Origin of the sequence: Chromobacterium sp. Panama, assembly GCF_003052555.1 — a bacterium.
Taxonomy (GTDB): Bacteria; Pseudomonadota; Gammaproteobacteria; order Burkholderiales; family Chromobacteriaceae; genus Chromobacterium.
In genome coordinates this window covers 1378705-1397932 of the sequence record NZ_QARX01000001.1, presented here as the reverse complement: position 1 = coordinate 1397932, position 19228 = coordinate 1378705, and the positions used below count along the sequence as shown (strand labels likewise).

18 protein-coding genes are annotated in these 19228 nt (G+C 65.5%); 7 read left to right on the top strand and 11 right to left on the bottom strand.

Annotated elements, in window-relative coordinates; all coding sequences use genetic code 11:
* The first annotated feature begins 162 nt into the window (after positions 1-162).
* Both DB032_RS06510 and DB032_RS06505 read left to right on the top strand, forming a co-directional pair.
* Complete coding sequence (locus DB032_RS06510) at positions 163-1791, top strand: protease pro-enzyme activation domain-containing protein (protein ID WP_107798752.1); 1629 nt, start codon at positions 163-165, stop codon at positions 1789-1791.
* 99 nt (positions 1792-1890) lie between these two features.
* Complete coding sequence (locus tag DB032_RS06505) at positions 1891-2535, top strand: HugZ family protein (protein ID WP_107798751.1); 645 nt, start codon at positions 1891-1893, stop codon at positions 2533-2535.
* 64 nt (positions 2536-2599) lie between these two features.
* On the opposite strand, the gene ribA is transcribed toward DB032_RS06505, so the two are convergent.
* Both ribA and DB032_RS06495 read right to left on the bottom strand, forming a co-directional pair.
* Positions 2600-3181, bottom strand: a complete 582-nt coding sequence (gene ribA, locus DB032_RS06500) for a GTP cyclohydrolase II (protein ID WP_107798750.1) — start codon at positions 3179-3181, stop codon at positions 2600-2602.
* Positions 3182-3277: 96 nt separating this feature from the next.
* Complete coding sequence (locus tag DB032_RS06495; RefSeq protein WP_107798749.1) at positions 3278-4003, bottom strand: GAF domain-containing protein; 726 nt, start codon at positions 4001-4003, stop codon at positions 3278-3280.
* A 110-nt stretch (positions 4004-4113) separates the two neighbouring features.
* Between DB032_RS06495 and DB032_RS06490 the strand changes: the two genes are divergently transcribed.
* A complete protein-coding gene (locus tag DB032_RS06490) occupies positions 4114-5190 on the top strand; it encodes a hypothetical protein (RefSeq protein WP_107798748.1) in 1077 nt (358 codons plus the stop codon).
* 54 nt (positions 5191-5244) lie between these two features.
* On the opposite strand, the gene DB032_RS06485 is transcribed toward DB032_RS06490, so the two are convergent.
* The 3 genes from DB032_RS06485 to DB032_RS06475 all read right to left on the bottom strand — a co-directional run bounded on the left by DB032_RS06485 (position 5245) and on the right by DB032_RS06475 (position 9609).
* Positions 5245-7911, bottom strand: coding sequence for a collagenase (locus DB032_RS06485; RefSeq protein WP_107798747.1), 2667 nt, complete (start codon positions 7909-7911; stop codon positions 5245-5247).
* A gap of 223 nt (positions 7912-8134) precedes the next feature.
* Entirely contained in the window at positions 8135-9016 is an 882-nt protein-coding gene (hslO, locus tag DB032_RS06480) for an Hsp33 family molecular chaperone HslO (RefSeq protein ID WP_107798746.1), read from the bottom strand.
* On the bottom strand, positions 9013-9609 hold the full coding sequence (locus DB032_RS06475) for an MFS transporter (RefSeq protein ID WP_107798745.1): 597 nt from the start codon (positions 9607-9609) through the stop codon (positions 9013-9015). The genes hslO and DB032_RS06475 overlap by 4 nt, the downstream gene beginning before the upstream one ends.
* Positions 9610-9831: 222 nt before the next feature.
* Between DB032_RS06475 and DB032_RS06470 the strand changes: the two genes are divergently transcribed.
* Complete coding sequence (locus DB032_RS06470) at positions 9832-10269, top strand: hypothetical protein (RefSeq protein WP_146176588.1); 438 nt, start codon at positions 9832-9834, stop codon at positions 10267-10269.
* Here the strand turns inward: DB032_RS06470 and DB032_RS06465 are convergent.
* Positions 10238-10654, bottom strand: a complete 417-nt coding sequence (locus DB032_RS06465; RefSeq protein ID WP_107798743.1) for an OsmC family protein — start codon at positions 10652-10654, stop codon at positions 10238-10240. The two genes, DB032_RS06470 and DB032_RS06465, sit on opposite strands and share 32 nt — an antisense overlap.
* A 121-nt stretch (positions 10655-10775) precedes the next feature.
* Between DB032_RS06465 and tsaD the strand changes: the two genes are divergently transcribed.
* The 3 genes from tsaD (at position 10776) to DB032_RS06450 (ending at position 14728) form a co-directional block, all read left to right on the top strand.
* The gene (tsaD, locus tag DB032_RS06460; protein WP_107798742.1) at positions 10776-11801 is read left to right on the top strand and encodes a tRNA (adenosine(37)-N6)-threonylcarbamoyltransferase complex transferase subunit TsaD; all 1026 of its coding nucleotides are present in this window, start codon (positions 10776-10778) and stop codon (positions 11799-11801) included.
* Between the two features lie 55 nt (positions 11802-11856).
* Positions 11857-13761, top strand: a complete 1905-nt coding sequence (locus tag DB032_RS06455) for an ATP-binding cassette domain-containing protein (protein WP_107798741.1) — start codon at positions 11857-11859, stop codon at positions 13759-13761.
* A 208-nt stretch (positions 13762-13969) separates the two neighbouring features.
* Positions 13970-14728, top strand: a complete 759-nt coding sequence (locus DB032_RS06450) for an ABC transporter substrate-binding protein (RefSeq protein ID WP_107798740.1) — start codon at positions 13970-13972, stop codon at positions 14726-14728.
* 46 nt (positions 14729-14774) lie between these two features.
* Here DB032_RS06450 and accD read toward each other — a convergent pair whose 3' ends face one another.
* The 5 genes from accD to truA form a co-directional block, all read right to left on the bottom strand.
* Positions 14775-15644, bottom strand: coding sequence for an acetyl-CoA carboxylase, carboxyltransferase subunit beta (gene accD / locus DB032_RS06445; protein WP_107798739.1), 870 nt, complete (start codon positions 15642-15644; stop codon positions 14775-14777).
* 74 nt (positions 15645-15718) lie between these two features.
* Positions 15719-16507, bottom strand: a complete 789-nt coding sequence (gene trpA, locus DB032_RS06440; protein ID WP_107798738.1) for a tryptophan synthase subunit alpha — start codon at positions 16505-16507, stop codon at positions 15719-15721.
* A gap of 9 nt (positions 16508-16516) precedes the next feature.
* Entirely contained in the window at positions 16517-17719 is a 1203-nt protein-coding gene (gene trpB, locus DB032_RS06435; protein ID WP_107798737.1) for a tryptophan synthase subunit beta, read from the bottom strand.
* On the bottom strand, positions 17706-18335 hold the full coding sequence (locus DB032_RS06430; RefSeq protein WP_227103612.1) for a phosphoribosylanthranilate isomerase: 630 nt from the start codon (positions 18333-18335) through the stop codon (positions 17706-17708). Before DB032_RS06430 ends, trpB begins: the two co-directional genes overlap by 14 nt.
* A 2-nt stretch (positions 18336-18337) precedes the next feature.
* Positions 18338-19129, bottom strand: a complete 792-nt coding sequence (gene truA, locus DB032_RS06425; RefSeq protein ID WP_107798735.1) for a tRNA pseudouridine(38-40) synthase TruA — start codon at positions 19127-19129, stop codon at positions 18338-18340.
* Positions 19130-19228 lie beyond the last annotated feature (99 nt).

Genomic DNA, 19228 nt, shown 5'->3' with positions numbered 1-19228 from the left:
GAGATTTGGGATTACACATTCAGCGTTCCCCATCGGGAGCAGCCCTTCCGCACCAAGGGCAACCAACCTGGACCAAAGGCGCGCCGTCGAGCGACTACAAGCCCGGTCCAAGGGCCCTGCCCAAGCGCAGGCCCGCGCGGTACTTCTTCAGAGGAGAAGTGAATGTTTGCCAAGCAATACACGGCCGCACTGGTGTCCGCCGCTTTCTTCAGCATCGCGGCGCAAGCAGCAAACCTCAACTGGCAATCCACCAACACCCTGGCTCACCCGGTACAGACGCTGACCCCGCAGGCGCAAGACAGCGGCGAAGTCGCCGCCGGCCAGAGCGTCCACGTCGCGGTGGCGCTGAAAGTGCGCAACAAGGCGCAGCTGGACGCGCTGACCCAGGACATCCTTCAAGGCCGTAGCAAGCGCTACCTGAGCAAGGCCGAGTTTCTGAGCCAGTTCTCCCCCACCGAGGCCCAGGCGCAAACCGTGGTCAAACACTTGCAGGCCAGCGGCTTCCGTAACATCAAGGTGGCGCCCAACCGGCTGCTGATCACCGCCGACGGCAGCGCCGCCACGGTCAAGGCCGGCTTCCAGACCTCGCTGCACCGCTACGACATCAATGGCCGCCAGGCCTTCGCCAATGTCGCCAACGCCCAGGTGCCCGGCGCGCTGGCCGACATCGTGCTGGCGGTGCACGGCCTGCAGAACGTGCATCAATTCCACACCGCGCTGCGCCATCCGACGCCGCAGGCCTTCAAGACGACCAGCGTCAGCGGCCACGCCCCCACCGACTTCCCGTCCATCTACAACGCGAACAGCCTGCCGCCGGCCAGCAACACCACCGTCGGCATCATCGCCGAAGGCGACCTGAGCCAGACGCTGAGCGATCTGCAGGACTTCGCCAGCGGCGCAGGCTACGGCGCGGTGGCCACCTCGGTGATCAATAGCGGCACGCCCAGCAGCGACACCTCCGGCACCGAGGAATGGAACCTGGACAGCCAGGACATTCTCGCCGCCGCCGGCGGCGCGGTGCAGCAGATGAACTTCTACGTGGCGCCGTCGATGACCAACGCCGACATCACCGCCGCCTTCAACGCCGCGGTCAGCGACGGCACGGCCAAGGTGGTCAACGTTTCGCTGGGCGAATGCGAGACCAGCGCCCAGAGCGACGGCATGACCGCCAGCGCCGACCAGATCTTCCAGGCGGCGGTGGCCCAGGGTCAGACCTTCTCGGTGTCCACCGGCGACTCCGGCTCCTACGAGTGCGGCGGCCGCACCGCGCGCCAGAGCTACCCGGCGGTGTCGCCCTACGTGATCGCGGTGGGCGGCACCACCCTGTCCACCAGCGGCAAGACCGCGTATCTGTCGGAAAGCACCTGGAACGGCGGCGGCGGCGGCCCCAGCTACACCGAGAACGCTCCGGCCTGGCAAAGCAGCGCCGGCGTGCTGACCATTTCCAAGACCAAGCGCGGCGTGCCCGACGTCTCCTTCGACGCCGACCCCAATAGCGGCGCGCTGGTCCTGGTCAACGGCGGCACTTCGCAGATCGGCGGCACCAGTCTGGCGGCGCCCTTGTTCACAGGCTTCTGGGCGCGGATAGAGTCGGCCAACGGCAACAACATCCACTCGCCGGCGCCGTCGATCTACAAATACTTCAAGGCCAACCCCGCGCTGTACCACGACGTCACCAGCGGCAGCAACGGCGCTTACAGCGCCGCCAAGGGCTGGGACTACACCACCGGCTGGGGCAGCCTGAACATCGCCAATCTGAACGCCTTCATCGCGCGGACCCCCGGTTTTTAAAGCAGCGCTCTCTCGCCTTGAGCCCCGGTCCTCCGGGGCTTTTTTGCGCCCGGCGGTGGCGCCGGCTAAGATGGGCCCACTTCGCGCCGGAAACCAAACATGAAAATCCCGCCCTCAGCCCCCGTCCATCTGCTGCACCGCTGCGTCCACGCCAGCCTGGCCACCCACAGCACTCAACTGGCCGGCTATCCCTACGCCACGCCGATACCCTGCGTGCCCGACCTGCGCCACCGGCCCACGCTCTGCCTCAGCGCGCTGGCCGAGCACAGCAAGAATCTGCAAGCCGATCCGCGCTGCAGCGTGGCCTTGCTGGACCCGGCGGCGGCGTCCAGCCAGAGCGGCGCGCGCCTGACCCTGCTGGGCGATATGGAAGCCTTCCAACCCACGCCGCTGGAACTGGCGCGCCATCTGCGCTACCAGCCGGAGGCCGAAGACTGGCTGCAGCTGGACTTCGCCTTCTACCGACTGCAGCCGCAACGGCTGCGCTATATCGAAGGCTTCGGCCGCATGGGCTGGCTGGAGGCCGAGCAGTGGCTGGACGGCCCGACGCTGGAGCCGGAACAAGAGGCTGAGCTGCTGGCGCAAAGCGCCCCCTTGCCCGCCGGCGTCCGCTTGCTGGGGGCAGACTGCCACGGCATCGATTACGAGATCGCCGCCGCGCGCCGCCGGCTGGCCTTTCCCGCCGCGTTGGCGGCGGACGAGCTGGCCGCCCGCTGGACAGCGCTCTGCGCGGCGCTGGCATGAAAAACGGGAGCCTGTCGGCTCCCGCTCGCACATCCCCCCGACTGCGCCGTTCCGGCGCGGCCGCTCACTTGAACAACATATGGCCCAACTTGCTGGCCTTGGTGTCCAGATAACGGTCGTTGTGCGGATTGCGTCCCACTTCCAGCGGCACCCGTTCCACCACATCGATGCCGGCATTGCGCAGGGTTTCGATCTTGCGCGGATTATTGGTCATCACCCGCACCCGCGACACGCCCAGCTGGTCCAGCATATGACGGGCGATGCGGAAATCGCGCATGTCGGCGGGAAAGCCCAGCCGCTCGTTGGCTTCCACGGTGTCGGCGCCGCCGTCCTGCAGCTGGTAGGCGCGGATCTTGTTGATCAGGCCGATGCCGCGGCCTTCCTGACGCAGATACAGCAGGGCGCCGCGGCCTTCGGCGGCGATGGCGGACAAGGCCGCCTCCAGTTGGAAGCCGCAGTCGCAGCGCAGTGAAAACAGCGCGTCGCCGGTCAGGCACTCCGAATGCAGGCGCGACAGCACCGGCTCGCCGTCGTCTATCGTGCCCAGAGTCAGCGCGACGTGCTCGCGCCCCCCCACTTCCTCAAAACCATGCATGGTGAACTCACCCCAGGGGGTGGGCAGCTTGCAACTGGCGATGTACTCCATCCTCGGCTCATCAGCGCTGAGCTCGACAGCAGGCAATGACATTGTTTCTCCGCTAAACCTGATGAACGCGCCTGAATCCGCGCGCGATAATCTTTATTAACTGTGGTCGGCTTCCGGATTTTCAAGCGCCAGCGGCAAGGTGGCGAAAGGCTCGGCCAGCACGATGGCCAACGCGGCCAGCCACACCAGCCGCTCCGGCGTGAAGAAACCGGCGCTGGACGCCTCGGCGTCCAGAATGCCCAGCACATTGTCGTCCTGACCCAGCACCGGCAGGCAGACCTCGCTCATCACCTTGGGGTCGCACTCGTAATAGCCGCCGCCCTCGGCGCGCCAGGCTTTGACGTCCTCGATCAGCACCGCCCAGCCGGTCAGGCCCACCCGGCTGTTGTTGCTGTACTCGGCGAAGGCCTCGGTCAAAGGAAACTCCGCGCGGCTGGGCACGCCCTGATAAGCCAGCTTGACCAGCTTGGCTTGCTGGCCCTTGCCTATCTTGCGATACACGCCCAGCCAGTCCGCGCCCACCTTGAGGTTCACCGACTCCACCAGCGCCAGCAGATTGCGCAACGCCGTCGTCGCCTCCGGACTTTCGCCGCCGAACAGCGGCGCCAGGTCGTAAGGCTCGTCGGCCAGTTCCTCGAACAAGGAGCAACTGCCGTCCTCGCTCAATTTGGGCACCCGGTAGCGGTACAAATCCTGCCGCGCCGCCGGCTTGTCCGCGTTCAACACCGCGGACAGGGTCAGCACCGCGATCTGCAGCTCGGTGCGATCCAGATCCAGGCTCTGCTCGCGCAGATAGTCGGCCAGTTGGCTTACGGGTATCATGACAGTGCTCCTGAAGGCGGCCGCGCCGCCCGATGCGAATGAATATCGAAACCCAGCAGGATACCAAAAACCGCCCCGCGCTGGCCAACCCCAGCCCAGAATAAAACACCATGCCCGCCATTCATATTCCCTACCCGCCTCTCGTGATCAAGGCCGGCGCGCACGCCCGCAAGCTGCTGGCGCGCCAGGGCCTGCCCGCCGCCAGCGTGGCCACCCTGCCCGGCGCCGCCGGCGGCCCCAAGGCGATAGGCATCACCGGCCTGGACCAGGCGGTGTTCGAATGGCTGAACCGCAGCCCGCGCCAGCGCGAGCTGGTCGGCGCCTCCATCGGCGGCTGGCGCTTCGCCTGCGCGATGCAGGCCGAACCGCGTCAGGCGCTGGCCCGGCTGGCGGAGCGCTACACCGCTGAAACCTACGCGGCCAAGATCGGCGTGGCCGACATCACCCGCCAGACCCGCCTGATGCTGGACGAGGTGCTGCCGCCCGAGGCGCGCGGCGCGCTGATCGATCACCCTCACTATCAGCTTAGCCTGTTGCTGGTGCGTTCCCACGGCCTGCTCGCCAGCGAGGCGCGCGCGGCGCTGCTGGGCGGCCTGGCGCTGAGCGCCGCGCTCAACGCCGTGTCCCGCGGCCTGCTGCGCCACGCCTTCAGCCGGGTGATCTGCCACGACCCGCGCAGCGACTTGCGCTTCAAGCCCGCGGACGACATCCCTACGCTGTGCCAACCGCTGGGAATGGACAATCTGGACGCCGCGCTGATGGGCACCATCGCCATTCCCGGCGTGCTCAACGGTGTACAGTTGCCGGGCGCGCCGGCGGCCACTTATCGCGACGGAGGCCTGACCGACTACCATCTGGACTTTCCCTTCGCCCAGGGCGACGACATCGTGCTGTATCCTCACTTCACCGAGCGCATCGTCCCCGGCTGGTTCGACAAATTCCTGCCCTGGCGCCGGCCCAATCCGGCCCACCACGCCAACACCGTGCTGATCTCGCCGTCGCGCGACTACCTGGCGCGCCTGCCCGGCGGCAAACTGCCGGACCGCAACGACTTCCACCGCTACCTGGGCCGGGACGCTCAGCGCCAGCAGGTCTGGCGCCAGGCCACCGCCGAGAGCCAAAGGCTGGGCGACGCCTTCATGGCGTGGCTGGAGCGGCCGGATCCGGGCCAGGTTCAAGCGCTCTAAAACAAAAAGAGCCGGGAATCTCCCGGCTCTTTTCATTCATGCCTCAGACACGCCTCAACCGGCGCGGGCCCAGCACGCCTCGTCCGACATATTCACCGGCGTCGCCAGCAACTGCACCACCACGTCCCGCGTTTGCGCGCCCTTGCGCACGCGCACGGTGATCTGGTCGGCCACGCCCGGCTGGTCCTGATCGCGGCGGTAGTTGAAGGCGCCGTGGTCGGCCATGACGGCGCGGCCCAGCTTGGGACCGCTCACCAGGCTATAGCCGTCCGGCTCGCCCACGCCTTGCAGCTGGCCGCGCAGGCAGCGCACAGGGCTGGAATAGCTAAGCTTGGCCAAACCCAGCTTGGCGTCGCCGCCGCCCGGCTGCGACGGCTGCGACGCGGCCGGACCCAGCGGGCCTTCGCAGCGCAGCGCGGCGCGCTTGGCCTTGAAGTCGTAGTCGGTGGCCGCGCAGTTGAGCGCCATCATATTGTTGATGCCGCTGCCGCGCAGCAGGTTCTGCAAGGCGGAGTCCAGGGTCTTGTCCAGCTCCTGGCGCGCCATGGTGGCGGTGCCGGAACGCAAGGGCAAGACGCCGTCGCATTCGAAGCGGCGCAGAGCGCTGCGTTCGCCGTCGGCCCAGACGCGGCACGCCACCGGCAGATGACGGCGCATCGCGCCCTCGATCGCGCGAATCTCGCCGGCCTGCCACTCCGTCTGTTTCAGCCAGTCCACGCCCCGCTCGGTCGAGGTATTGCCCAGTTGACCGGCGCGCTGCGCTTCCACCTGGCGGCCCACATAATCGTGGAAGCCCTGCACCAGACTGGCGTCGCGGCCCATTTCCGCCACCAGGGCGTCGAAGCGCTTGACGTCGTCGGCGCGCAGCGAGGCCAGGATCTCGGCGATGCGGCCCGGCTGTTGCTGGTTCAGGTAGTAGAACCACAAGGCGGAATGGCTGTAGAAGTCCCAACCGTCGCTATAGCTGGAACGCATGATGCGGGACGGTTCCAGATAGCTTTGCGGCCAGCCGTTGGCCACCACGTCCACCACGTGGCCGCGTACCTTGATGCCGTCGCGCGACGTGCTCCAGGCCATGAATTCGGCGAAGCCCTCGTCGTACCAGGCCATGCGGCGGTCGTCGCGGTAGAAGTCCGAGCTGCCCCACATGCCCGGCTGGATGAAGCGGCCGGACAGATAGTGCACGTACTCGTGGCGCACCAGTTCTTCCAGGCTCAGATAGCTCTCGCGCGGCACTTCGCGCTGGAAGGTGTAGAAGGTGCCGTCCTTTTCGATGTAAATGCCGCCGTTGTCGGTGGACAATTCATTGAGCAGGCCCTGGAAGCGCTGGTAGGCGGTCTTGCTGCCGTAGATCACCATGCGCAATTTGGCGTTGGTGTCGCCGTTCACCGGCTGGCTGATGCCGCTGACCCGGCCCAATTGCGCCTGCACCTGCTTCATCGCGTAGTACAGCGGCTCCACTTCGGCCAGCGCCAGCGGGGTTTCGAACACCAGATTGCCGTTGTCGAAGCTCCAGCTATGCGGGAACAGATGCGTTTTCAGCTCCTGTTCCGCCTGGCAGATGCCGTAGCGCTCGCACGGCACCTTGCCCAGTTTCTTCAAGGCGTACACCGCTTCCGCCCACGAAGCGCCGAACTTCTCCCCGCCCAGCAGGCCGGCCACCGCGTCTTCCGCCAGTTTGGCGGTGCGCGGGTATTGCATGAAACGGCCGGTTTCGCGCACGGTGTTCAGATACATCTGTTCGTCGGCGAAGGCCGGCTGTCCGGCGCGGGTCAGCCCTGCCAGGCTGGTCGCCAGCGCGTCCAGTTGACCGGCGCCCGCCTTGTCGGCGAAGCCCTCGGTGTAATGCATATTGAACAGGGTGGTCTGCATCGGATGCAGCGCGATGCGCGCCCAGTTGTTCTTAGCCGCGGCGTTGTAGCGGCCGAAGAAGCGCTGCAGCAGCGGCAGCGCATATTCCTGCTTGCGCACCGAATCCGCCAGAATCATGGTTTCCGCCACCGACTGACGCAGATCGGTCGCCAGATACCAGGCGTCGTGGTCGCCGCTGCCGTCGCGCACCGGCTCGCTCCACAGCGCCGGGTTTTCCGCCAGCGCGCTCACCGCCTGCATCACCGGCTCGTCCACCGGACGGCCGTAATCGCCCACTTCCGCGGCGTGGCTGTACTGGGTGAAGTAGCCGGCTTTCAGGAACACCGCCAGCGGCCACAAGCCGTTGGCGCTCTTGCCGTCCCAGCTTTGCGCGCGGGCGCGGGCCTCGGCCGCCACTTCCCGCATATTCGCCGGCGACACCACCCGGTAGCTGAAGGCGTCCGCCTGGAACAGGCGGTTCATGCACGTGCCCTGCACGCTGGCGACATAGCGCGCCAGCGCCGCGCCGGACAACTGGCCCAGCTTGGCCTCCTCGCAGGCGGCGTACTGCGGCCCGGCCGCGGCCTCCTTGGCGCGGCGCGCGCCGGTCTGCTGCATCGGGCCTTGCGGCTTGGCGCCGGGACCGGCGCCGTCGGCCGGCGCGCCGGGCGGCAGGCCGTGCGGATAAGACGGTTTCTCCGACAAAGCCGGAGAATGCGAGGAGTGGCCGGCCTGAGGAAGATTGGCCTGCGGCGCCGGCTGGCTGACCGCTGTTTTTTCGGAATCGCTGACGCAACCGGCCAATAAGGCGGCCGCCATCACGGAAAGACTCAGTGCGCGCACGCCGCTGAGCGAAGCTGTTTTTATCATGACGCTATCCAAGACATTAATAATGTCGCATCAATATTCAGATGCGCATTTCAAATCATATAGAATAGCCATCGTCATGAGAATTCAGTTTAAAATAAAACGCCCAATTTAAACCATAATTACAACATTGGTATTTTTACCCTGTTTTTCACCGAAAAAAGGGCGTAAAAAAAGCCGCGCAAGCGGCTTCGATAAAGTTTGTTGCCCAACCAAGGGACAGGCGTCAATGCCTGGCCTCGCGCGCGGCGGCGATCACGTCGTAATCAAACAGACGGTTGGCGTCGTCCTCGTCGTAAACGTAATGCTGGTTGCAGTAGTCGCAGACGATTTCCACGCTGCCCTGTTCCAGCAACACCTCGCCCACCTCCTGGCCGCCCAACATCTTCAGCATGTCGCCGACGCGTTCACGGCTGCAGTTGCAGGCGAAGCTCACCGTCTCCTGATCGAACACCCGCACCGTTTCCTCGTGGAACAGACGGTGCAGGACGTCCTCGGCCGGCAGGCCCAGCAGTTCGTCCGCCCTCAGCGTGGCGCCCAGCATCTGGATGCGCTCCCAGCCTTCCGGATCGCCATGGCCTTCCGGCAGTTTCTGCAACAGCATGCCGGCGGCGGTTTCGTCGCTGGAGGCCAGGATCAGCCGGGTTTCCAGCTGCTCGGAACGCAGCATGTAGTTCTCCAGCATCTCGCCTATGCTGTCGCCCTCCAGCGCCACGATGCCCTGCCAGGTTTGCGCCTTGTCCACGCGCGGTTCCAGCGTCACCACAAAACGCCCGTGCCCGCCCAGCAAGGACTGGATGGAAGCGTCGTCGGCAATGCCGTCGTCCCACTTGGCGGTGGCGCGGATGGTGCGGTCGTTATTGCACTCCACCACCGCCAGCTTCAGGGCGCCGGCGCCGTGAAGCTGCAGGATCAGCGCGCCGTCGAACTTGAGGTTGGCGGCCATCAGCTCGGCCGCCGCCATCATTTCGCCGACGATCTTCTTCATGGCCGGCGGGTAGCTGCGGCGGGCCAGCACCTGCTGCCAGGCGCCGTCCAGGCGCACCAAGGCGCCGCGCACCGGCGCGCCGTCAAACAAAAATCGTTGCAATCTGTCTTGTGTGCTCATGCTGTGTCTTTCTTTTCCTTGTCCGCCGCCAGCTCTACGGTATAGACCGTCATCGGCATCGAAGAGCTGACGTCGAATTCGCAGCCAGCGCGCACGCCGATTTCGGCGATTTCGCGCGCGCTCAGCGCCTGGTCGTACACCGCGTACATCGCGCCCATCGCGAACTTGCGGCCGGAGCCTATCGCCCAGATGCGGGAAAACTCATAGATCTCGCGCATGGGGTAAACCCCGAAAATACCGTGACGGTTGGCGATCACCACCATCATCTGGCTGGATTCGTACGGATCTTCCTCGTCCTCCTCGGGACGCAGGTAGAAACCGTCCTTCAGCTTGGGATGCAGTTTGCGGAAGGTTTCGAAAATGCCCTGGCGGCTGCTCAAGTCTTTTTTCTTCAACTCCTTCAGCGCGCCTTGCAGCACCAGGTCGTGCGCGGCCGAGCCGGAGATGGCCAGATAGCTGTCCCCGTGCTGGAAAATCTTGTTGTGGAAACAATCATAGCCGGCCAGCAGCTTCTGGTCGTCGCCAAAAGTGGTCTGGCTGTCTGCGGCGATCGCAATCTGATCGCCCTTTCTTACCGCCACGATGGTAGTCATCCCTGCGCCTTTTTCGTCGATGGCGGCCCCGGGTTCGGCGGCCGCGCAAAACCGCCTATTGTATCGGCTTACGCCCGGTAACCCAAGCTTTGCGCCCGCGGCCGGCTTTGGGGAAGATGGGGACCGTCGGCGCGAATCTCAAGGCCGCGCCGCGGCCGCGACGAGATGACAAAGCGGGTTTTTATCGATACAATGATATTGATTCTCATTTACAAAAAAGCCATGCAATTCCACGCTCAAGACTTTCCCATCGTCTGGCTGGATCGCCGCCGCCCGGATGGACAGCAGCCCACCGACATCTTCGCCACGCTGGACCAGCTGCTGCTCCAGCAACGCCCCTTCGTCTTCATCGCCAAGGAACCGGCCCCCACCGAGCTGGACCTGCACGCGCGCATCATCCGCAAGATGGCGGCGCTGTGGGTCAAGGACAACCGGCTGCAAATCCGCCAGCTGATCCGGGGCACCATCGTGATCGCTCCTCTGACCGACCAACAGCGCTATCTGGACGAGTTCGCGCCGCGCTTCGAAAAATTCTGGGGCTATCCGCTGCGCCACCGCCCGGACTGCGACGCGGCGCTGAACCTGGCGGCGGAACTGCTGGCCGGCCCGCCCGCCGTCGGCCACGCTCTCAGGCGTCGCGCAGTTCGAAATCGTGGCTGATGTCGGCGGTCTTGCCCAGCATGATGGAGGCGGAACAGTATTTCTCCGCCGACAGCCTGATCGCCCGCTCCACCGCGTCCGCCTTCAGTTCGCGCCCGCTCACCACAAAGTGGAAATGAATGCGGGTGAACACCTTGGGCTCCTCCTCGGCGCGCTCGGCCTCGATCTCCACCCAGCAATCGCTGACCTGCTGCCGCGATTTTTTCAGAATGGTGATCACATCGTAGCTGGTGCAGCCGGCGGTGCCCAAGAGCAACAGCTCCATGGGCCGCGGCCCCAGATTCCTGCCGCCGCCCTCCGGCGCGCCGTCCATCACCACCGCGTGACCGCTGCCGCTTTCGCCCAGAAAACACACGCCGTCCACCCACTTCAACCTGGCTTTCATCCCCGCCTCTCCTCATAGTAGGAATTCCGAAACGGCCTAGCCTAACATCCGGATTTGGGCGAACAAAGATTCACCGGTAAAATAGAAAGATTGTCCCGCTATATCCGAGCTGCGCCCAAACATGCTGGTACTAGGTATTGAATCTTCCTGCGACGAAACCGGAGTCGCTTTGTACGACACAGACGGCGGCCTGCTGGCCCACCAACTGCACACTCAGATGGCCATGCACGCCGAATACGGCGGCGTGGTCCCCGAGCTGGCCAGCCGCGACCACATCCGCCGCGCCATCCCGCTGACCGAGGCCTGCCTGGCCGAGGCCGGCAAGACCCTGGCCGACCTCGACGCCATCGCCTACACCCAGGGCCCCGGCCTAGGCGGCGCGTTGCTGGTGGGCGCCAGCGTGGCCAACGCGCTGGCCTTCGGCCTGAACATCCCGGTGCTGGGCGTCCATCATCTGGAAGGCCATCTGCTGTCTCCTCTGCTGGCCGAGCCCAAGCCCGAGTTCCCCTTCCTGGCCCTGCTGGTTTCCGGCGGCCACACGCAGCTGATGGCGGTGCGCGGCGTCGGCGACTACCAAATCCTGGGCGAAACCCTGGACGACGCCGCCGGCGAGGCCTTCGACAAGACCGCCAAACTGCTGGGCCTGCCCTATCCCGGCGGCCCGCTGCTGTCGCGGCTGGCCGAGGAAGGCGACCCGGCCCGCTTCACCCTGCCGCGGCCCATGCTGAACTCCGGCGATCTGGACATGAGCTTTTCCGGCCTGAAAACCGCGGTGCTGACGCTGAGCAAGCAGGTGGCGGACGCCGACGGCCACATCGACGAACAGACGCGCAAGGACATCTGCCGCGCCTTCCAGGAAGCCATCGTCGAAGTGCTGACCAAGAAATCGCTGGCCGCGCTCAAGCAGTGCGGCATGAAGCGGCTGGTGGTGGCCGGCGGCGTCGGCGCCAACAAGCAGCTGCGCGCCGCGTTGGACGAGGCCGCGCGCCGTCGCCGCTTCGAAGTCTTCTATCCTCCGCTGGCGCTGTGCACCGACAACGGCGCGATGATCGCCTTCGCCGGCGCGATGCGGCTGAAACACGCCCAAGCCCCCGGCAGTTACTCGATCAAGCCGCGCTGGGATCTCAGCGCGCTGCCCCTGGCCTGACCCACACCCATGCGCCGCGCCGGCCGCGAACGCCGGCGCGGCCGTTCGGACTCCTATGATTCAACTCAAAAACCTCAATCTGCGCCGCGGCCTGAAAGAATTGCTGCTAGGCGCCAACCTGACGCTCAACCCCGGCTACAAGACCGGCCTCACCGGCGCCAACGGCGCCGGCAAATCCAGCCTGTTCGCGCTCTTGATGGGCGAATTGCACGCCGACAGCGGCGACGCGCTGCTGCCGCCGCACTGGACCATCGCCCATGTAGCGCAGGAAACGCCGGCGCTGGAACGCTCGGCGCTGGACTACGTGCTGGACGGCGACCATGAGCTGCGCCAGCTGGAACAGGGGCTGCGGGACGCCGAAGAGCGGCACGACGGCAACGCCATCGGCCATCTGCACGGCGAACTGGCGCGCATCGACGCCTACGCCGCGCCGGCGCGCGCCGGCAAGCTGCTGACCGGCCTGGGCTTCGACGTGGACGCCCAGCAACGGCCGGTGGCCAGCTTCTCCGGCGGCTGGCGCATGCGCCTCAACCTGGCCCAGGCGCTGATGTGCCGCTCCGACCTGCTGCTGCTGGACGAACCCACCAACCACCTGGACCTGGAAACCGTGCTGTGGCTGGAAGACTGGCTGCAAGGCTATCCGGGCACCCTGCTGATGATTTCCCACGACCGCGACTTCCTGGACAGCGTCTGCGACCACATCGTTGAAGTCGCCAACCAGGAACTGACGCTGTACACCGGCAACTACAGCCAGTTCGAAGTGATGCGCGCGGAAAAACTGGCGCGCCAGCAAGGCGAATACGAAAAACAGCAGCGCCAGATCGCCCACCTGGAATCCTTCGTCAACCGCTTCAAGGCCAAGGCGTCCAAGGCGCGCCAGGCGCAGAGCCGGGTCAAGGCGCTGGAAAAGCTGGAGCGCATCGCGCCGGCCCACGTGGCTTCGCCGTTCGACTTCCACTTCGACAGCCCGGACAACCTGCCCAATCCGCTGCTGAAGCTGGAACAGGCCGACGTCGGCTACGGCTCCACCGCCATTCTTAGCGGACTGAATCTATCGGTGGAGGCCGGCGCGCGCATCGGCCTGCTCGGCGTCAACGGCGCTGGCAAATCCACCCTGGTCAAGCTGCTGTCCGGCGACCTCGCGCCGCTGCGCGGCGAAGTCGTCAACGCGCAGACGCTGAAGATAGGCTATTTCGCCCAGCACACGCTGGAAACCCTGCGCGAAGACGAAACGCCGCTGCAGCATATGCAAAGACTGGCGCCCACCACGCGCGAACTGGAGTTGCGCAGCTTCCTGGGCGGCTTCAACTTCCGCGGCGACGCCGCCACCGATCCGGTGGGCCCGATGTCCGGCGGCGAGAAAGCGCGGCTGGCGCTGGCGATGATAGTCTGGCAAAAACCCAATCTGCTGCTGCTGGACGAACCCACCAACCACCTGGACCTGGAAATGCGCCATGCGCTGACCATGGCGCTACAGGACTTCAGCGGCGCGCTGATCGTGGTGTCCCACGACCGCAGCCTGCTGGAGGCCACCACCGATATTTTCTGGCTGGTCAGCCACGGCAAGGTTCAACCCTTCGACGGCGATCTGGAGGATTATCGCCAGTGGCGGCTGACCCTGCTCGCCGACGCCGACAAGCCCTCGTCCGGAGATGCCCAGGGCCTGAATCGCAAGGAACAGAAACGCCAGGAGGCGGAAGCGCGGCAGCGGCTGTCCCTGCTGCGCAAACCGCTGCAGAACAAGCTGAACAAGCTGGAAAAGGAACTGGACCAGCTCAGCGCGGCGAAAGCCGAACTGGACGGCTTCATGGCCTCCGCCGACGCCTACGAGGACGCCAACCGGCAACGGCTGGCCGACGCGGTGCGCCGCCAGGGCGAGGTGGCGACCCGTCTGGCCGAAGTGGAGGAAGCCTGGCTGGACGCCCAGGCCGAACTGGAGGCCTTGGAACAAGCGGAATGAAGGCGGCGGCGGCCCGGGTTTTCCACAGCAATCGCCGGATAACTGTGTGGATAACCCCGGCCGGACGCCAAAAAAACTTTTGCAATTAGCCACTTGCCTCTTACGCTTATAAAAAAGGCAAATCCGGGGAACTTTCCCACCTTGCCAATGGGCAAATCTGGTGACAGCATGTGGATAAGACCGGCAACTCCATGATTGCAAAAAACAAATGACTGCCGCCCATTTTTTACGCAAGGCCGCGCAACGCCTTCCCCGCCGCCACGCATGCCCGTCGCCCATCCGACGCGTCCTGCTTGCCGGCCTGCTGCTCGCCGGCGCCGCCGCCGCCGAGCCCCCCATCCGGCTCAACACCCATCAGCAAGCTCCGCTTTCCTTCCGCAAGGAGGACGGCAGCGCCGACGGCCTGGCGGTGCAAGTGGTGCAATGCGCGCTCAAACAACTGCAACGCCCCTACTCCATCGCCTTCCTGCCGTGGCCGCGCGCGCAATGGCAGGTGCAGCACCAGCAGGCCGACGCCTTCTTCACCGCCACGCCGTCCGCGGAGCGCGACGGCTACGCGGTGTTGTCCGCTCCCATCCTGCCTTACGAGCGGCGCTGGTATCTGCTGAAGGACAATCCGCAATCCCCGTCCGGCAGCGATTTCAAGCGCCAGGGCCGCACCGCCGCCTTCAACGGCTCCAATATGGACGACTGGCTGCGCGAACACGGCTACCAGCTCACCTCCACCCCGCCCAATAGCGAACAGCTGGTCAAGATGCTGCTGAGCCGCCGCGTCGACGCCATTCTCGGCAACGCCTACGTGGTGGACGCGCTGATCGCCAAGATGGGCGTGCAGGAGCAGCTGCGCAGCGAACTGGCGCAAAGCCTGCCCTTCGGCGTCTACTTCGGCAAAGCCTTTCTCGCCCGCGAATCGCCGCAGTTCCTGACGCAATTCAATCGCGCGGTGCAAACCTGCCGCGCCAAATAAAAAAGCCGCCATCTCTGGCGGCTTTTCAATGCGGCTTGGCTGCGGATCAGACCGGAGCCGGCTCCTTCATCAGCAGCGTGGACAGCTCCGCCAGCTTGCGCTTCAGCTCGCGGCGGTCCACCACCATGTCCACCGCGCCCTTGCTCAGCAGGAACTCGGCGCGCTGAAAGCCTTCCGGCAAGGTTTCGCGCACGGTTTGCTCGATCACCCGCGCGCCGGCGAAGCCGATGCGCGCCTTGGGCTCGGCCAGCACCACGTCGCCCAGGAAGGCGAAGGAGGCGGACACGCCGCCCATGGTCGGGTCGGTCAGGATCGAGATGAAGGGCAGCTTGGCGTCGGTCAGCAGCTGCAAGGCCGCGCTGGTCTTGGCCATCTGCATCAGCGAGTTCAAGCCTTCCTGCATCCGCGCGCCGCCGGAAGCGGCCACGCAGATGAAGGGCGCCTTGGCCTCCACCGCGGCGCGCACGCCGCGCACGAAGCGCTCGCCCACCACCGAGCCCATGGAACCGCCGATGAATTTGAATTCAAACGCGGCCACCACCACCGGCATCGATTCGATGCTGCCCTGCATCACCACCAGCGCGTCGTCCTCGCCGGTGTCGCTCTTGGCGGCGGTCAGGCGGTCCGGATACTTCTTGCTGTCCTTGAACTTCAGGATATCCACCGGCTTGACCTCTTCGCCCAACTCGCGACGGCCTTCTTCATCCAGCAGCAGGTTCAGACGTTCGCGCGCGGTCAGCGGATGGTGGTGATTACACTTGGGACACACCTGCAGATTGCTCTCCAGATCGGTGTAATACAACACGGCTTCGCATTCCGGGCACTTGCTCCAAAGCCCCTCCGGTACCGCGGAAGGTTTGTCGGCGCGGTTGTCGCGCTTGATCTTCGGCGGCAGGAGCTTATTCAACCAGCTCATGCTGACTCCTTGATTCTTGGGCCCGCCGCCAAACGGCGGGCACAGTAAAACGGGGGCTGAGCCCCCGCAGTGTTCTATCGGATGGCGGCCTTCAGTTCGGCCACCAGACGGGTTAACCGCTCTTTGGCGGTTTCGGGTGTCGCCGCCTCAATTTCCTGCACCAAGCGGCTGCCCACCACCACCGCGTCTGCGGCGGCGGAGATCGCCTTGGCTGTCGCACCGTCGCGAATGCCAAAGCCGACGCCTATCGGTACGGTCAAATATTCTCTAAGGGCAGCAATTTTACGCGCTACGTCGTCAATGTCCAGATGCCCGGCGCCGGTCACCCCCTTCAGAGACACATAATAGACGTATCCGCGCGCCAGTTTGGCGATTTCCGCCACACGTTGCGGCGGCGTGGTGGGCGCGATCAGGAATACCGGATCCAGGCCGTTGGCGGTCAAGGCCGCCGACAGATCGGCGGATTCCTCCGGCGGGCTGTCCACAGTCAGCACCCCGTCGACGCCGGCGGCCTTGGCCGCCGCGGCGAAGTCCTGATAGCCCATGGCGAACACCGGATTCAGATAACCCATCAGTACCACCGGGGTGTGATCGTTGTCGCGGCGGAACGCCGCCACCAGCTCCAGCACCTGGCGCAGACCCACTTTGTGGACCAGAGCGCGCTCGGAGGCGCGCTGGATCACCGGGCCGTCGGCCATCGGATCGGAAAACGGCACCCCCAGTTCGATGATGTCGGCGCCGCCCTCCACCAGGCCGTGCATCAGTTGCACGGTCAGCTGCGGCGACGGGTCGCCGGCGGTGATGAAGGGAATCAGCGCCTTGCCGCCGGCCAGCGCTTCAAAACATTTGGCGATACGTGACATAGCGCCTCCTTACAGAGTGATGCCGGCAAGACCGGCCACAGTGTTGATGTCCTTGTCGCCGCGGCCGGACAGATTGACCAGAATCACCTGGTCCTTGCCCATCTTCGGCGCTTCCTTGACGGCCCAGGCCAGCGCGTGACTGGATTCCAGCGCCGGGATGATGCCCTCGAAGTGACAACAGTCGTGGAAGGCGCGCAAAGCCTCGTCGTCGTTGATCGCCACGTAGTCGGCGCGGCCGATGTCCTTCAGATAGCTGTGCTCCGGCCCCACGCCCGGATAATCCAGGCCGGCGGACACCGAATGGGTTTCCACCACCTGGCCGTTCTCGTCCTGCATCAGATAGCTCTTGGCGCCGTGCAGCACGCCCAGGGGCGCGCCGCCGGAAATCGGCGCCGCGTGCTTGCCGGAGTCCAGGCCCAGACCGCCGGCCTCTACGCCCACCATGCGCACGCCGTCCACGCCGATATACGGGTAGAACATGCCGATGGCGTTGGAGCCGCCGCCTACGCAAGCCACCACCACATCCGGCTGGCGGCCGATCACTTCCGGCATCTGCACCTTGGCCTCCTCGCCGATCACCGACACGAAATCGCGCACCAGCATCGGATAGGGATGCGGACCGGCCGCGGTGCCCAGGATGTAGAAGGTGCTGTCGATATTGGTCACCCAGTCTCGCATCGCCTCGTTCAAGGCGTCCTTCAGCGTCTTGGAGCCGGACTCCACCGGCACCACGGTGGCGCCCAGCAGCTTCATGCGGAACACATTGGGCGATTGACGCTTGATGTCCTCGGCGCCCATATACACCACGCACTCCATGCCGTAGCGCGCCGCCACGGTGGCGGAGGCCACGCCGTGCTGGCCGGCGCCGGTTTCGGCGATCACCCGCTTCTTGCCCATGCGCCGTGCCAGCAGCGCCTGGCCGATGGCGTTGTTGATCTTGTGCGCGCCGGTGTGGTTCAGGTCTTCGCGCTTAAGATAAATCTGCGCGCCGCCCAGTTGCTCAGACCAGCGCTTGGCGTGGTAGACCGGGCTGGGCCGGCCGACGTAGTGCTTGAGCTCGTGGCGGAATTCTTCCCAGAACGACGGGTCGGCCTTGACGCGAGCGTACTCGTTCTTCAGCTCGTCCAGCGCCGCCATCAAGGTTTCGGCGACATAGACGCCGCCATGCGGGCCAAAATGGCCCTGGGCGTCCGGCAGGTCATAACGATCCATGTCTAACTCCTGATATGAACGCCGCCATTCTGGCGGCATCTTTGATTCCCTTGGACGCCTCCACACCGCTGGAGACGTCGACCGCGGCCGGGCGCACCTGCGCCACCGCCGCCGCCACATTGTGTTCGTCCAGGCCTCCGGACAGGATCAGCGGCAGAGGCAAGGCCTCCGGCAGCAAGCTCCAGTCGAAGGTGGCGCCGGTGCCGCCGTGCGCGCCTTCGACGAAGGCGTCGCTCAGCACCGCGCGCGCGTCCGGGTAGGCGGCGGCGATCTCGGCCAGGTCCACGCCCGGCTTCACCCGCACCGCTTTCAGATAAGGCCGCTGGAAAGAGCGGCAGAAGGCGGCGTCTTCCTCGCCGTGGAACTGCAAGATGTCGATCGCGCAGGCGGCCAGCACTTCGCGCACGTACTCCGGCTCCGGATTGACGAACAAGGCCACCACGCTGACGAAGGGCGGCAGCGCCGCGATCACCGCGCGCGCCTGCTCGAGGTCGACATGGCGCGGGCTCTTGGCGTAGAACACCAGGCCGATGGCGTCGGCGCCCAGCCGCGCGGCCTCGACGCCGTCTTCCGGCCGGGTAATGCCGCAAATCTTGATTCGGGTCGTGCCGCCCACTCTCATCTCCACAAAGCCAGCCGCGCGGCGTCCGCCTGCGACGGCAAATCATATGTTTCCGGATAACCCACGCCGGTCAGGTACAAACCGTCCGGCATGAAGGTGGGCGGCGCGAAGGTACGGTCGCGCGCGGCCAGCAAGCCCGCCATCTCATCCGCGCGCAAAGCTCCCTTGCCCACGTAGACCAGCGCGCCGACGATATTGCGCACCATATGATGCAGGAAGGCGTCCGCCAGCAGATCGAAGCGGATCAGGCCGTCTTGCTCGCTGATGTCCAGCCGCTGCAAATCCTTGAGCGGCGATTTGGCCTGGCACTCCGAAGCGCGGAAACTGGAAAAATCATGCCGCCCCAACAGATGGGCCGCCGCCTCTCGCATCGCCGCCACGTCCAGCGCCTGATGAAACCAGCCCATCTTGCCGGCCAGCAGACAAGGCCGCACCGGGCTGGTCAGCAGAAAATAGCTGTAACTGCGGGAAAACGCCGAAAAACGCGCGTGAAAATCCGCCGACACCTCCCGCGCCCACACCACCGCCACCTCAGCCGGCAGCAAGGCGTTGACGCCGCGCACCCAGGCGTTCAGCGGCCGCTCGGCCGGGCTGTCGAAATGCACCACTTGCATGGCCGCATGCACGCCGGCGTCGGTCCTGCCCGCGGCCAGCGTGCCGACGGCCTCCACGCCGGCGATCTGCGCGATCGCCTGATTCAATCTGTCCTGCACCGTATTGCCATGCGGCTGAGTCTGCCAGCCGGCGAACGCCCGACCGTCATACTCGATGCCGAGCGCTATCCTCATACCCACACCTTCTTCAAACTCCGACGCGGCGCGCCGCGTCGTTTCAGCAATAAAGCACTCACTCTACCTTATCCTGCCCGGTTTGCGCCACGACCAAAC